This window comes from endosymbiont GvMRE of Glomus versiforme (assembly GCF_003546845.1).
Genome location: NZ_NWVA01000006.1, coordinates 47,998 through 62,429, shown reverse-complemented (window position 1 = coordinate 62,429; position 14,432 = coordinate 47,998). Strand labels below are relative to the sequence as shown.

16 protein-coding genes are annotated in these 14,432 nt (G+C 31.6%); 8 read left to right on the top strand and 8 right to left on the bottom strand.

Annotation, left to right across the window (positions count from 1 at the left end; all coding sequences use genetic code 4):
• Nucleotides 1-5: 5 nt before the first annotated feature.
• The 5 genes from GvMRE_RS09735 to GvMRE_RS09715 form a co-directional block, all read right to left on the bottom strand.
• Entirely contained in the window at nucleotides 6-4,139 is a 4,134-nt protein-coding gene (locus GvMRE_RS09735) for a leucine-rich repeat domain-containing protein (RefSeq protein WP_147411001.1), read from the bottom strand.
• A gap of 418 nt (nucleotides 4,140-4,557) precedes the next feature.
• Nucleotides 4,558-4,917, bottom strand: coding sequence for a hypothetical protein (locus GvMRE_RS09730; protein ID WP_147411000.1), 360 nt, complete (start codon nucleotides 4,915-4,917; stop codon nucleotides 4,558-4,560).
• A 421-nt stretch (nucleotides 4,918-5,338) separates the two neighbouring features.
• Complete coding sequence (locus GvMRE_RS09725; RefSeq protein WP_147411000.1) at nucleotides 5,339-5,698, bottom strand: hypothetical protein; 360 nt, start codon at nucleotides 5,696-5,698, stop codon at nucleotides 5,339-5,341.
• Entirely contained in the window at nucleotides 5,691-6,050 is a 360-nt protein-coding gene (locus GvMRE_RS09720; protein WP_147410999.1) for a hypothetical protein, read from the bottom strand. The genes GvMRE_RS09725 and GvMRE_RS09720 overlap by 8 nt, the downstream gene beginning before the upstream one ends.
• Before the next feature lies 1 nt (nucleotide 6,051).
• The gene (locus GvMRE_RS09715; protein ID WP_147410998.1) at nucleotides 6,052-6,618 is read right to left on the bottom strand and encodes a hypothetical protein; all 567 of its coding nucleotides are present in this window, start codon (nucleotides 6,616-6,618) and stop codon (nucleotides 6,052-6,054) included.
• A 318-nt stretch (nucleotides 6,619-6,936) separates the two neighbouring features.
• On the opposite strand from GvMRE_RS09715, the gene GvMRE_RS09710 reads away from it, so the two are divergent.
• The 8 genes from GvMRE_RS09710 to GvMRE_RS09675 all read left to right on the top strand — a co-directional run bounded on the left by GvMRE_RS09710 (nucleotide 6,937) and on the right by GvMRE_RS09675 (nucleotide 11,889).
• Nucleotides 6,937-7,362, top strand: coding sequence for an HU family DNA-binding protein (locus GvMRE_RS09710; RefSeq protein ID WP_147410997.1), 426 nt, complete (start codon nucleotides 6,937-6,939; stop codon nucleotides 7,360-7,362).
• Nucleotides 7,363-7,465: 103 nt separating this feature from the next.
• Nucleotides 7,466-8,638: a hypothetical protein gene (locus tag GvMRE_RS09705; RefSeq protein ID WP_147410996.1), complete on the top strand. Its 1,173-nt coding sequence runs from the start codon at nucleotides 7,466-7,468 to the stop codon at nucleotides 8,636-8,638.
• A 14-nt stretch (nucleotides 8,639-8,652) separates the two neighbouring features.
• Nucleotides 8,653-8,853, top strand: a complete 201-nt coding sequence (locus tag GvMRE_RS09700; protein WP_147410995.1) for a hypothetical protein — start codon at nucleotides 8,653-8,655, stop codon at nucleotides 8,851-8,853.
• A gap of 104 nt (nucleotides 8,854-8,957) precedes the next feature.
• Nucleotides 8,958-10,070, top strand: coding sequence for a hypothetical protein (locus GvMRE_RS09695; protein WP_147410994.1), 1,113 nt, complete (start codon nucleotides 8,958-8,960; stop codon nucleotides 10,068-10,070).
• 55 nt (nucleotides 10,071-10,125) lie between these two features.
• Complete coding sequence (locus GvMRE_RS09690; protein WP_147410993.1) at nucleotides 10,126-10,356, top strand: hypothetical protein; 231 nt, start codon at nucleotides 10,126-10,128, stop codon at nucleotides 10,354-10,356.
• Nucleotides 10,349-10,795 (top strand): type II toxin-antitoxin system PemK/MazF family toxin, encoded by a 447-nt coding sequence (locus GvMRE_RS09685; protein ID WP_172575358.1) that lies wholly within the window; start codon nucleotides 10,349-10,351, stop codon nucleotides 10,793-10,795. Before GvMRE_RS09690 ends, GvMRE_RS09685 begins: the two co-directional genes overlap by 8 nt.
• A 6-nt stretch (nucleotides 10,796-10,801) precedes the next feature.
• Nucleotides 10,802-11,422, top strand: a complete 621-nt coding sequence (locus tag GvMRE_RS09680; protein ID WP_147410991.1) for a ParA family protein — start codon at nucleotides 10,802-10,804, stop codon at nucleotides 11,420-11,422.
• A gap of 35 nt (nucleotides 11,423-11,457) precedes the next feature.
• Nucleotides 11,458-11,889, top strand: a complete 432-nt coding sequence (locus tag GvMRE_RS09675) for a hypothetical protein (protein ID WP_147410990.1) — start codon at nucleotides 11,458-11,460, stop codon at nucleotides 11,887-11,889.
• Nucleotides 11,890-11,901: 12 nt separating this feature from the next.
• Here the strand turns inward: GvMRE_RS09675 and GvMRE_RS09670 are convergent, their stop codons facing one another.
• The 3 genes from GvMRE_RS09670 to GvMRE_RS09660 all read right to left on the bottom strand — a co-directional run bounded on the left by GvMRE_RS09670 (nucleotide 11,902) and on the right by GvMRE_RS09660 (nucleotide 14,212).
• Nucleotides 11,902-12,132, bottom strand: a complete 231-nt coding sequence (locus tag GvMRE_RS09670; protein WP_147410989.1) for a hypothetical protein — start codon at nucleotides 12,130-12,132, stop codon at nucleotides 11,902-11,904.
• Complete coding sequence (locus GvMRE_RS09665) at nucleotides 12,117-13,361, bottom strand: tyrosine-type recombinase/integrase (protein ID WP_147410988.1); 1,245 nt, start codon at nucleotides 13,359-13,361, stop codon at nucleotides 12,117-12,119. The genes GvMRE_RS09670 and GvMRE_RS09665 overlap by 16 nt, the downstream gene beginning before the upstream one ends.
• A gap of 167 nt (nucleotides 13,362-13,528) precedes the next feature.
• Nucleotides 13,529-14,212 carry a leucine-rich repeat domain-containing protein gene (locus tag GvMRE_RS09660; RefSeq protein ID WP_147410987.1) on the bottom strand — a complete coding sequence of 228 codons (684 nt, stop codon included), beginning with the start codon at nucleotides 14,210-14,212 and terminating at the stop codon, nucleotides 13,529-13,531.
• Between the last annotated feature and the right edge of the window lie 220 nt (nucleotides 14,213-14,432).

The following is a 14,432-nucleotide window of genomic DNA, read 5'->3' as shown; positions in this document are numbered from 1 at the left end:
GATATTTATTTTTTGCTTGGTCCAGGGATGACAAAAGGTTGGGGTTGGAGAATTTGGGCTTGCATATCAATCTTAACTTCTTGGCTTTCTTGCTGGTAAACTTTTCTCAATTGATTTAAATCAGCATTAGTTTTTACTCATTGTGGATCATCATAATCAGCAATCTCTTTACTTTTTATATCTCGCAATCAAGCAGCAAAGTTGGCTTCGGAGATAGTTAGACCAGTCTCAATTCACTGTTTAGTTTGCTCTTTAGTGAAATTTTGGTTTTGTCATTCCTTTTGCTCAGAAATTATTACTTCGCTAGAACTTTGCTCAGAGTATTTGCTTATATCGTCTTTAATATCCTCTAATTTTTCCATAGCAATTTTCCTATTTGAATTTAATCGCTTTTTAAGTGAAGACTTTTTTTTGGCTCCGCAAAAAAGTATTCTTTTGCCTTTTTCTAGTCAACTTTCTGCAGAAGATTCCGTTTCTAGTTTTTCAATGATCTCTTTTAGCTGGTTTATTTCCTCTAATAATTCTTTCTTTTCACTAGTTGGCAACTTTTCTTCTTGAGAATCTTTATTTTTGTTTTCTAAGTTAGTTTTTCGTTCTTCCAACTCTTTTTTCTTTTTTCTTAATCTCTCCATGTTTATATTTTCTTCAGTCTTGGATAAATCTTCTTTCAGCTTTCCCAATAATTTTGATTTTTCTTCATTATTAATTAGTTTTTTTCTCTCTTCAAGAAAAAGCAAATTATCTAATTGGTCTTGGATTTGTTGATATTTGTTTGACTGAATTTCTAACTCAGTTTTAGGTCTTGATAATTCTTTATCTAGTTCTTTTTTCTTTATCTTTTCTACTTCTTTTTCTATTTCTTGATATAATTTTATTTCTTTCTGGTCTTTTGATTCTGTTTGAGTTTCTTCTTTTTTATCTTCAATCAAAGAACCATCTTTTTGGTATTTAACTACTATGTCTTCTAAATCTCTTATAGCTTCCACTATTGCTCAGGCTCTGCTTTCTTCTTCACCTTTGACCAAGTCTTGAGCAAGTTTTTCTCGCTTTTCTTTTTTTTTGATTTCATTAACATCTACTTCTCCATTACCATCAGTATCATAATCATTTAAGAATTCTTTAGTTTTTTTATCTAAATTTCTTAGAGACTTATTTACCTTTCCTAGTTTAGAATCATCACTACCAACTTTTTTAATTAAGCCTAGCAATTCATTATAGTTATCTAAAAATGAATCAACTTCTTCTAAAAATCGGTCTCATTTATTTTGCTTGGCTTGATAAAGTTTTTCTTTCATTTGAGTAGCAAATACCTCTACCACGGGAGAAGAAGCGGCTAAAATACCTCCTGCTAACGGATCAGTAGTAGCAGCCAAAATACCGCCAGTAAGTGCAGCTCCCCGAGCAATTCATTGACCACTCTCTCCTACATATCAATAAGTGTTAATTTCATCAGGGTTTCTTAGTTTACTTAATTCTGTGGATTTTTCTCCTTTTTTACTAAAAGGTTTTTCATATCATGATTCTTCATATTCTTTACCTCATTTTCTAAGGAATTGCTTAAGATTGCTGCGAATTACGAACAATCTTTCTAAGGGAATAGCAAAAACAGTTTTATTATTAGCTTTATCTATTCTTCACTTGTCAAGATTACATTTTCCTTCTTTGGAAAACTTGCTTAACTGCTTAGCAATTTTTACTGAACTATAATCATAATCAAGCTCACAATTCAATTCCTTGCAACTTTTAGGCAAACTTTCTAATCCTTCGCTAATATTAGTGCGACTAATGGAAACTTTTTCTAATTTGCTATTTTCTAAGGATTTTAAACTCCCTTTTAATTCTTTGGAAGAGCAACCACTAAGATCTAACTCTTTTAAATTAGTAAGATAAGACAAAGACTCCAAGTTTTTAGCAACTAAATTAGGATTATTTTGCATCCAAAGTTTTTCTAGACTAGGAAAAGCTTTGAGAAAGTTTAAATCAGTGAGTTTATTATTATCACATTTAAGTTCAATTAGATTTGGACAGCCATTCAAATCTAAATCAGTTAATTGATTATTTGAGCAGTTTAGTCTTTTTAGTTTGATAAATCCTTTTAATCTTAATTCTCCTTCTAAATTTTCATTGCTGATATCTAAACTAACGATTTTTGACCTTTTTTTATCTGAATTAATTCATCATCCAGAAGTTCTATCTCAACCTATATCCTTTTTTTCATTAGAATTTAAACCTTCTTTTCGTCGTTTGCATAAATCATTTTCAGGATAATTTTCATCCAATCATTTTTGAGCCGAGCTATTGATAAACTCTCTATATTTTTTTAGATCTTTATTGAAGTATTCATACTCTTCTTCAACAACTTTCACCTTAGCATCTTTTCTTTGGTCTACTGAACAATTAAATCTTTTAACACTCTCTGGCAAACATTCTAAGCCGCTATCGAGGTCAGTATTAGAAATATCAAGTCTTTCCAATTCACTCATCTTTTGCAAAAGTTTTAAACTTCCCCTAAACCTATTATAAATTCCTTGATCAAATTTTGCGAACTGGTCATTTCCTAACCCCAAACTCTTTAAATTAACCAAATGACTTAAAAAAGATAAGTCTTGCTCCGAGAAATTATTATCACTAATCCTTAAATCTTCTAACTTTAAATTATTACTTAGATTTAATTTAGTTAGTTGATTACTTCAGCAATCAAGTTTCTTTAAATTAACACAACTCTCAATGCTTAAGTTAGTGAGATTATTGTCATTAATATTTAATGCTTCTAAATCTTTTAAGTGATTAAAATTTAAGTTAGTCAATTGATTACCAGAAATATTTAACTCCTTTAGTTTTTTGTTATTAGTTAAATCTAAATTAGTCAGAGAATTATCACAAAGATAAAGTTTTTCTAAGTTAGTTAATTCAGTTAAATCCGGATTAGTTAGCTTATGAGAACAAGAAACAGTTAATTCTTTTAGATTAGGACAATTATTTATTTGGAGTTGGATAAGTTTTTGTTGATTGCTAATCTCTATTTTTTCTAACTGAGGATAATCCGAGATAACTAAAGAACCGTAGAGTTTTTCTGAATTATCTGTCTTAATTTCTTTTTCTTGTTTGTCAGGATATTTATTATTTAGCCAGTTTTGATTATATTCTTTTCTTAATTCCTCGATAGTTTTAGGTAAATTGTCTGGTTGATAATTTTCTCGTCTTAAATAAGAAGCAATTTTAGCTTCTTCAAGCTCTAGTCCTGCTTCTATTCAGGATTTAGCTTGTTGGGGAGTAAATTCTTCTTTTTTTCACGGACTAACCTTATCTGAAAATGAAGAAAAAACATCATTAGGTTTAAATCCATTCTCTATTCATTGCTTAGCTTCTGGGTAGGTAAAACCTTTTTCTTCTCATGCTTGTTGGCAGGTTGTTTTATTACTACCTCAATCATTATTGTAAGAAGTATAAGCTAATTTAGCAAAATCTTCATGAATATCTGTTCAAAGTTTGTTGTACTCTTTTTTTAATTCTTCCAAATTACTTTGCTGTTGAACTTCTCGAGCAGTTAAGTGTTTTTCATCTCTTAGTCAAACACAAAAAGCAAAATCTTTAATCGTAAAGCTTTCCCCTAAGGTTTCTTTTCATTTTTTAGTAGTTTGGTAGTCAAAACCATGTTTTTTTCAACGTTTAGCTACTTTATAATCACCAGGAGTAAAACCAACTTCTATTCAGGATTTAGTTTGTTGGTAAGTGAAATTTTGTTTTTCTCATTTTTTTTGTTCACCAAATACCCCACCAAAATTTTTATGAATATCTGTTCAATCTAAATTATTCTGATGTTCTTTTCTTAACCCAGTTAAATTTAGTTCTTGTTCAGAATTATAGTTATTTCTTTTTAAATAGTTAGCAAAATCATAATCATTAAGAGTTAAACTTTTATTTATTCATTTTTTGACTTCTTCAGCAGTAAAACCATGATGCTTTCACAACTTTTGTAAATGAGGAGTAAAGTTAGGATGAATATCTTCTCAATCTCAACTCTTTCATTCCAATTGACAATTTTCTGAACAAAAGTCTAAGTCTTTCTCTTCATCACTAAAATATGCTAGACTTCTTTCTCCTATTTGCTTTTCACATTGATCACAATATACTTTCATATTTTTATTTAATAAATAATATTTTAACAAAATTCAATAATTTTTGTTTTAATTCCTAATTATTATTTCTAGAATTTATCCTGAATTTGCTGATTCAGGTCTTCTGCTTTTTGTTTAAGTTCTTGGTTTTTTTGGATTTTAGGTGATTTATTTCTGTTTTAAGATTATTTACTACTAATTTTATTAATTAAAGAAGAATTTACTAAAAAATATGAAAAATATGGGTCAATAGATTCTTGGATTATCGATGAACTAAGACTGAATAAAGCATTTGCTCATGCCTTTGAACTCAGTTATAAAGGAAAAATAGCTATACCAAAGCAGCCAACCACTTAAATAAAAATGCCGGCGACGCGGGGAACCGAAATAAGCGATTTTCCAAGCTAAGCAATTAGCAAACGAGCAAGAAAGGAAAAATTTAAAACTTACTCCTCCATTTGCCACTTATGGGGTCTTTTATTCATTCATCTTTTTCAGTGAAAGAAAAAGTTAAAAGAGAATTTAAACTATCTACTCGCAATAAACGGCGATAGAAAGTTATTTGTCCGTCTCTAACGCATTTATAAAAGGCTTCTCAGGTGTTTAGACGATATCTGTCTTTTCTAAAAGAAACTCAATGATTAGTTAAATGGTTAACTTGAAATCAAGTGCCATTAATTTCGCCATTGCGTTCTATGGGTCCTTTAATAGTGAGTTCACGGATAGATTTACCCGTGAGGAGAAAGCAAATATCCACTCTGGTATCATAGATAAAAACAATATCAACAAGATTATTCATGCTTTACCNATTTAATAAATAATATTTTAACAAAATTCAATAATTTTTGTTTTAATTCCTAATTATTATTTCTAGAATTTATCCTGAATTTGCTGATTCAGGTCTTCTGCTTTTTGTTTAAGTTCTTGGTTTTTTTGGATTTTAGGTGATTTATTTCTGTTTTAAGATTATTTACTACTAATTTTATTAATTAAAGAAGAATTTACTAAAAAATATGAAAAATATGGGTCAATAGATTCTTGGATTATCGATGAACTAAGACTGAATAAAGCATTTGCTCATGCCTTTGAACTCAGTTATAAAGGAAAAATAGCTATCCCAAAGCAGCCAACCACTTAAATAAAAATGCCGGCGACGCGGGGAACCGAAATAAGCGATTTTCCAAGCTAAGCAATTAGCAAACGAGCAAGAAAGGAAAAATTTAAAACTTACTCCTCCATTTGCCACTTATGGGGTCTTTTATTCATTCATCTTTTTCAGTGAAAGAAAAAGTTAAAAGAGAATTTAAACTATCTACTCGCAATAAACGGCGATAGAAAGTTATTTGTCCGTCTCTAACGCATTTATAAAAGGCTTCTCAGGTGTTTAGACGATATCTGTCTTTTCTAAAAGAAACTCAATGATTAGTTAAATGGTTAACTTGAAATCAAGTGCCATTAATTTCGCCATTGCGTTCTATGGGTCCTTTAATAGTGAGTTCACGGATAGATTTACCCGTGAGGAGAAAGCAAATATCCACTCTGGTATCATAGATAAAAACAATATCAACAAGATTATTCATGCTTTACCTCCTTAACACAGTTAACGCAATAATAACCACTAGCAATTTTTTTCATGGTGATAGTTAAATGTTTTTCATAACAATTTTGACAAGTTTCCGTTTCGGGACATTCTTGATGTTCTACGGATTTTAATCAAAAGGATAAACTATAACAAGTTAAATTCCTCCTTGTTCTATCAGCAAAGAATTCGGACTTTTCAACTTCATTAGCATAATCACTAACTCATAACTGATAATTCTTTTCGCTAATGTCTTGGTCACTAATTGGCTGCTGACAGTGCGGGCAGAAGAAATCTTTTAAATAGTTATCTTTTTCAAAAGTACCAGTGAATTTTAACAATTCAGCTCCCATTTTAGTAGGAACCTCCTTTCAATGCTTCGTTCTCTGTGACTGGATAATTAACTTGACAATTCTGACACTGATAAGCACCCAAGCAACCAATTCCGTTATTTGATTTACAGCTCAAAAGCACTTTTCCTTGTCGTCTAGCTTCTAAACGAGCGAATTTTCTTTCTTCATATTGGAGTTGGCTTTGAATATGGTCTAATTCAAGTTGTAAAATTCGGTGTTGTCTTTCCACACTCTCGCTGACCAATTTAGCAAAGGTTTCAATTCCAATCGCAAATTTTAAGGCAAATTCAATTTTGTTTTGGAGCAAGTATTCTCATCAGTTGCTATCCGGTTGCTCTTTGGCTTTTTCATTTTCTACGGCTTCGGTTAAGAATTGATTACCAAATTTCTCCGCAGTTATTAAGCAATTAGCCAGATTATTCGCTTTTTTGGCTTTGATTTGACAAGTTTTTAACTGCTTTTGGGTTTGCTGTTCTTGCTGCTGTAATTCCGCAATTTGGCTTTCCAATTGAGTTTTTTTCTCACCTAGGAGAGAAGCCCCGTTATTTTGGTTTTTTTTATCGTTCATATCTATTTTCATGAGTAAATTAGCAGGCGTCGCCGTATGAGACTTGGCGTCTACCCCAAGGGTGGGGGAGACTGAGAAAATTACGACTGGCTTGGAATTTTTTCACTTTTTTGTTCACAAAAAACCAAGGGGTTCGTAAAATTTGCTTATTAAAATTGATATGAACTTTAAAGATAAAAGAAACCTTTGAAAAAGGGATAATTACCTTTTAAGGATTAATTTGGGGTATCGGGGAAACTGGCACACTGGGACAGTTTGGGCGATGGAGTTTAAAACTAACGCAATAAAACCAAAGAAAAGAAAGTAAAAACTTCTATTATGTTAGGAATTACCCAAATTACCCAAGAGGTAAACAAAAAAAGTAAATTAAACAGTATTGAAAGCACCAAAAAAGTCTTAAATGCTTTCTTAGAAACTATTCAGCAAAAGCTAGTTCAGGGAGAAAGCATTAACTTTAAGGGATATTTCACTATCCAAAGAAACACCACTAAACCAAAAGGTAGTAAGAATTGCGGCAAGCATGAAAAAGCCATTACTGATTTCAAGCAAGCCAATAAGGGAAAAGGCATTGCTGTTTTTGCTAAATCAGAAAAGTTTAAGAATTTAGTCCGAGACACAAGAAATTGTAAAGACTGCCAAAGCAAAAAACAGCAATTAGCTAAATCTGCTAAACCAATTAACAGAGTTAGTTTTAAAGTTAGTAAAGATTTTTGAACTGCTTCTAAATCAAGCAAGAAAAGATAAGGAAAAAATTGCCTATTAAACTTACTTAAACGAAGAAGTTTTAAAAAATACAAAAAAGACTGATACAAAAAAAAAAAGAAATTGGCAAAAGAAGAAAAATAATATGAAAGACATAGGTCAAGAAATAGAAATAAGTTTAGACTTGTGAATTTTATTTCATCTTTTTCAAAACAAAGGAAATGAAAGGAAGATGAAAGCAATCTTGTATAGTTTAGAATATCAAAGCAAAAGCGGAAAAGAAGCTGAAAAGATAAAAGATAGATGATATGCAGGTTATCCAAACAAAAAATATGAAAAGATTCTGAGCAATAAATTTAAACCCGTTTTTAACAAAAAGAGAGATATTTCCTTTTTGAATAAAAATATAAATTTTTCCATTGAGATAGAAGAAAAAAAAGAAACTAAACATTTAGAGAAAATATTTTCTGACACCGCTCTCTTTGTTTCTGATTTTAATTTCTTGGACAAACTTTTTGAAAAAGTAATCACTGATAATATTTCACTACTAGATGAAAAAACAAAATTCACAATCAAATTTACTAAATCCACCGAGAAGCCAGACATTCATGTTCTTTTAAACGAAACTAAATTCCTTGGCATAGAAATAGTTGAAATTCACACTCCCAAATATAATTTCGAGAGAAAAAAAGGTTCGGTGATGAAAGAAATTTACAAACAGATTGAAAATGAACAATGAGAGAAAATCAAAAAAAATAAATCTGGATTAGTAAACTTTGAAAAGGTTGAAAAAGAAGCGTGGTCAATTTTCGGAATCCGGATTAGAAAATCAACTCCCGAAGAACTAATGAAAGAAACAGAAAAAGAAATAACGAGAAAACTACAAAAAAAATATTTTCAAAATCCCGAATTTAAGATAATGACAATTTGAACTTTTCTACTGCCACAATTTTTTCTAACTCCTTGAAGCCTATTACTATACGAACGAGAATTAAAAACAAAACTCACACAAAGCGACTTTTTAGAAAAAATGTCAGGAATGCTAAATAGACTAAAAGAAAAAAATTTAAACTTTTTGCTAGTCAACTATCTAGAAACTTATCCTCCTCGGCTTGACCCAGTAAGCGAAGAAATGGATAAAAGTCATTATTTTTTTAACAACAACTTTTTAATACCTAACAACAACTTCGAAAATAAACTACTGTTGGAAAAGATAAAGGAAGAATTAAAAGAAGAAAATCCAAGTTATTCACAAGCAAAGCTCAAAACTGATCACTTTTCTCTTCTTTATTATTATAAAAAAAGTGAAAATAACTAAAATTTATTAATAACATGAAAAAAAACAAAAACTTTGAAAAAGCTCTCCAAATTTTAGGACAAGGAATTGGACCAGTACATATTAATGAGAAGGGAGAAATAATTATTTTTGATGAAAAAGCCAAAAAAGAATTTAGTATAGGAAAATTAAAATCACTCGACCAAGCCCCCAAGGACGAAATTAAACAAGCCAAAAAATTTTACGGAAGAAAGTAAAAATATAAATATAGATAGTAATTGTTGATTGAATAAGCTAGTCAGTCGGTCGGATTTAGTGAAGTTTCCTAGGCTTGGCTGGCTGGCTTATTGAGTTAGCAATTATGGAAACTTCACAAGCAATTCAACTAACTCCGACTGCTAAAACTAGCAGACACGGAGAATATAAAAATTCTAATTATCATAGAGAGTATTATTTAAAAAATCGTGAAAAGTTATTAACTTATAGCCATGATTATTATGGTGTTAAAAAAACCTTAACTTCTCGCTTCCAAGGAGAAAAATTTGGTGTTAAAAAATTTTTTTCTTCACACACGCGTAATAATAACATATCCTCCCAAGAAACAAAGAACTTGTTTTTTTTTGGGGAAGAAGGAAGCAAGAGGGAAAAGTTAGAAAGAAGGTTAGACAAGGAAAGATTGAGATTAGCCACCAAGGATAAAAGACCCTTAAAGAAATATTGAAATCAGCCTTGGTTTAAGGAGTGATTGGATAAAAAAGGGTTGTTAAAGAGATATCAAGAGTGAAGTTTACGGGGAGGGAATAAATTAGGGAAAAAATATTTATCTTTCTTAGATGTGGATATTGAAAAGCCTGATTTGGAGGAATGGCGAAAAAAGCAAGTAAGGAAAAATGTGCTTTTGTTTTTGAATTATTTGAATTGTTTTTATGTAGAAACTAAAAAAGGTTTTCATGTTTACATTCTTTCAGATGAGTTATTAACTAATGAAGTGCTTTATCATGTTGATAGTTGATTAAAACGTAGTAAAATCGTTGGGAGCATTCAAAGTAAAGGCAAATATGTGGTAGGTTTTGATAGCATTGATAAAAAATTGGTAGAAAAGGGTAAATGATTTTGACATGTAAAAAATTTAGAGGAAGTAAAAGAAAAATTAGCAAAGTTTTTTTTATTGGTTGGTAGCCAAGAAGAAAAAGCAACAAAAACAGTGAAAAAAACTTATCAAAAGAAGATAATACCGCAGTTCAAGTTTTCTACACAAGTTAAAATATTATCTACTCATGAGAAATTTATTAATCGATTAGGTGAAATGATGCGAAAAGTTAGATATTTAAGTAGCATGGGTAAAAATGGTTATTTTCTCCTTAATTCTTATCAAAAACCAAGAATATTAGAGCAATTGCCAAGAGGAAAAATACTGAGTCTAGGGTTGATTCAAGGGAGCAAGCATGCTTTCTTTGGTAGAATTAATATATAGAAGCTATACCGTATAGAGGCTATATTTATTAAAGAAGTTGTTAAAATTATATATTATGACAGAATTAAGACAAATAAGTAATCATAAATTTCTCCAAGAATTACAAAAAAGAGTTCAGGGAAACCAAATAACCACGGAACAGTTAGCCGAAATACTTAAAAAAAGGGTTAGCCAGGTAGTCAAAAACCAAGAGGAGCAGCAAAAACAAGCCGCCAAAGACTATGAGGAATGAGCTAACGACCCCGAGGAATGAGAAGTGGACGAAAAAGAGGAATGGAATGGTTAAACGAGGTGAAGTTTATCGAGTCCGTTTGGATGATGCCGAGGGACACGAACAAAAAGGTGATAAAGAAACGGGCTATCGTCCAGTAGTAATAGTTTCTAATAATCAGCAAAATGCCGCAGGAAAAATATTTGTGGTTGTTCCTCTAACCAGCAAAATAAAAAAACTTTATCAGGCTTTTCAAGTTCCCATTTTCTTTCGTGGTAAGCAAGGGCGAGCCAAATGTGAACAAGTGCGAGTAATTGATGTGGGAAGGTTAGAAAAATATCGTGGCAAGTTAACCGAAAGAGAAATGACTGCGATAAATGAAAAGTTAGTATTTGTGTTGGATTTACTGGAAACTTTTTCTAATGAACAAGTTCTAGCATTATTAAAAAGAAGGTTGCAGAAAGGGAAAATAAGTTGGTTAGGTGTTTTAACTAGTTTGGAGGTGGAAAAGTAAAATTATATGACAACAATAATCGCCATCCTCTCCCAAAAAGGCGGCGGAGGAAAATCTACTCTTGCCCGAACGCTAGCAGTAGAATTAACTAAACAAAATCAAAAAACTCTACTAGTAGATTTAGATATTCAACAAAAAACTAGTCAAGAATGAAGCGAAAGAAGGAAAAGGAAAAATATCAAGCCTTTAATTAGTTGTCAATCTTTACCTTATTTTGAGGAGAAGTTAATCAAAACTAACTATGATTACTTAATAATTGATTGCCCGGCCAGAATTAGCAAAGAAAGCTTAATTATTGCTAAACATGCCAGCCTAATTATCCAACCCGTCCGTCCTTCTTTGGATGACTTAAACCCTGCTATTCGGGAATTCCATGCCTTAGTGAGAGCAGGAATAAGTAAGAAAAAACTAGCTTTGGTGATTAATTGTGTTAATTCTAATGCCGAAGAAAAAAACACCCGTGAATACTTGACCGAAGCCGGTTATTTTGTTTTCTCAATTGCCTTACTAGATAAGGTTTCTTATCGTGAAGCCCAAAATCAAGGATTAAGTATTAGTGAAGTTAAATATCCAAGGTTAAGCAATCAAGTTCAGTTATTAGTTAAAAGCATTTTAAGTAAAATATAGAGGCTATACGATATAGAAGCTATAAAATAATATATATGAACCAAAAACAGTTAAATCCTCACTTGAACCAAAACTTTATTTGTGATAGTTGCCAGAGAAAGTTCCAAAACGAAACGGCTTATTCACCAAAACTGGGTCCAGGTTTTTTGACTGAAACCTATTGTGTTAACTGCGTAGAAGCAACCGAGGAGAAATCATTAAATAATTCTAAATCTCAATCCAAGACTAAAAAACCAAAAAAATGAGAAGCCCCTCCTTTGGAAGCCAGTGAAAATTTAACTTCTTTAAATATTGACAAGAGAAGTTTAACCAAAACTGGCAGAGTTCACCAATTAGGAACCCGAGTCAGAAAGGAATTTTTAGAACAATTAAAATCCATTGCTTATGAAGAAAGATTAAAGTATGTAGAAGTATTAGAAAAAGCATTAGAGTGTTATGAGAAACACAAGAGAAAGACAAAAAATTAAAAAAAAAATAATTTATCTGTTTTTCCTTTTTTGATATCATTTATTTTCAGCATCTTTTTCGTTTTTGCTCCTGGGGAATTGCCATCAAGCACAGCCACAGCAGAAAAAAGTAGTTTGGGACTGATAAGCAACTAGGTAGAGAGGATTATTTTCAACACCACAAAAAGCACATTTTCCTTTGCCAGCAGACAAGCAATTTTTTAAACTTTGGCAATAAAAGCAATTGGTTAAGTTTTCTTTCATGGTGGCGGGTGGATTATTTTTGCTTCTAATGTCTGGCGTTCTCTTTCTAACTGCTGGTAATAATTAAGTTTCTGTCACTGGTAAAACTGTTGAGCTGCTTTTTTGATTTCATTGGTTAGATAGTTTAATTGCTTTTCTGCTATTTGCTTATCTTTTAGGGCTTGCTGATAAGCATTTTGAATGTTGGTGAGGTTTTGTTCGCTATGGTTTAACTTTTGCGTTAAATTAGTGTTGGTTTCTTGCTCGTTTTTGAGTTGTTGGCGGAGATTGTGATTGATTTGTTTTTCGTGGGCGAAATTGTTTTCAGCGATGGTTCTTTTTTCTTGTTCGCTGGCTAAATCTTGGATTAGTTGGCTAATTGTTTCCTTGGTAGTGGTTAAATCTTGCTGAATTTGTTCTTTTTGCTTTGCTACATGGGTTTTTTGTTGGTGGAGGAGAGAATTTTGCTCGCTTAACTCTGCTAAATCGCTTTGTAAAGTTTCGTTTTGTTCTTTTGCTTGGGCTAATTTTGATTTTAAACTTTTATTTTCCCTCTGAATTTGACTTAACTGTTCCTCTAATTGGTTGATTTTGGTTAAATGCTTTGCTTGTATCGGGCTAAATAATGACAAATCAGGGGTTAATGGTTTAGGCAATTTATCCAAATTCACTTTAACGGGATTGTCAGGTTCAGGTTGTGGCGGTTTTGGCTTTTCTAGTCAGAATTTACCAGCAAGGATATCAGTGGTGTCGTCATCATCGTCGCCATGGTAAGTATTCATCCAATATAAAGCGGTAGTTCTAATGCTTTGGTGGCCTAAAAGTTTTTGGAGTAATGGTAAAGGTAATCCTGCTTCGGCATGATAAGTGGCAAAACTTCTCCGCAAAGTGTGGGGAGTTAATTCAGTATTAGCAGGGATTTCTAGGGATTTTTTAATTCTCCGCAAGAAGTGGTAAAAATTAAAACGATTAGTTTGCTTTGGCTTCCACTCACATTTTTTTAGTTCACTAATGACTTTTTTGGGAACATAAACATAACGATTTTTCTTGCCTTTGCTCTTAATCAAAAATAAGCCCCGGTGAGTTTTAGCTGACAAATCAAAATTTATTGCTTCACTTACTCGCAAGCCTGCTTGATAACATAACAAAAATAGTCCATAATGTTCTCTCCTCTTAAATTCTCCGTGGTTATTTGGGATACTCTGAATTCTCTGGCTAATTCTTTCTAAAACTTGTAAATTAGGAAGCATATTATTTAAAAATAAAATATACCTCCTGGGGTTGTTTAATTAATCAATTTTTCTCCTTATTAGTTAATTCTCATAAACTCTTAACTAACTCTTTTTTAACCCTTTAACTGTAAGCAGGGCGTAGCCCTTACATAATGGTTTTTTGGTTAAAAGATTATACTAATATTTTACTCCGCCATGGAATTTGCGGCGACTTTTTTTCTTTTGCCTAGTCAGTAACCAATTCATAATACTGCTAGGCTAAAAAGAATTAAGCCGCCAACTAATAGATAAATGCTAGTATTCGGGCTTCTGGTGTTATTTTGGCTATTATTTGGTGCTGATTTTCTGATTTCTGTTTTTTGCGGCTGACTAACTATTTCTTGCAAGTAAGACATATGAGCTTGGGTTTGTTGATTAGTATTGCCTCTGCCAACTAATTCTTTGGCATGAACCAATAAATCCATTAGCACAGTGCCTTTTCAGCAATTAAGTTGGATTTGTTTGGTTTTAATACCTTCAATGATTTTGCTAAACTGCTCGCTGGTTAGGTTGTTTAAGTTTTTCGCACTAGCCGGATTTTTGCTGATATTGATTCGCTTTAAATTAGGAAAATCAGTAAATAACTTGGCAAAATCTATTTCTTGGATTTGATTACCAAAAAGATTAAGGCTTTGTAATTTATCTTTATTGGGTAAACTATTTAAAAAATCAAGGTTCTCAAAATGATTATTTGCCACATTGAAACTTTGGAGAGTGGTGAATTCGCTTAAATCTGCGTTTCCTGCTAGGTCTCTATTGCTGATATCTAGGTAATAAATGCGTCCTTTACGGGTGATTTGGTTTAAATGTTGTTGTGCGTCATTATTCATATAAGAGATTTTAACTAAATTTAAAATCACCCCTGGCTAAATAAGACCTAAAATTAGCNGGCTAATTCTTTCTAAAACTTGTAAATTAGGAAGCATATTATTTAAAAATAAAATATACCTCCTGGGGTTGTTTAATTAATCAATTTTTCTCCTTATTAGTTAATTCTCATAAACTCTTAACTAACTCTTTTTTAACCCTTTAACTGTAAGCAGGGCGTAG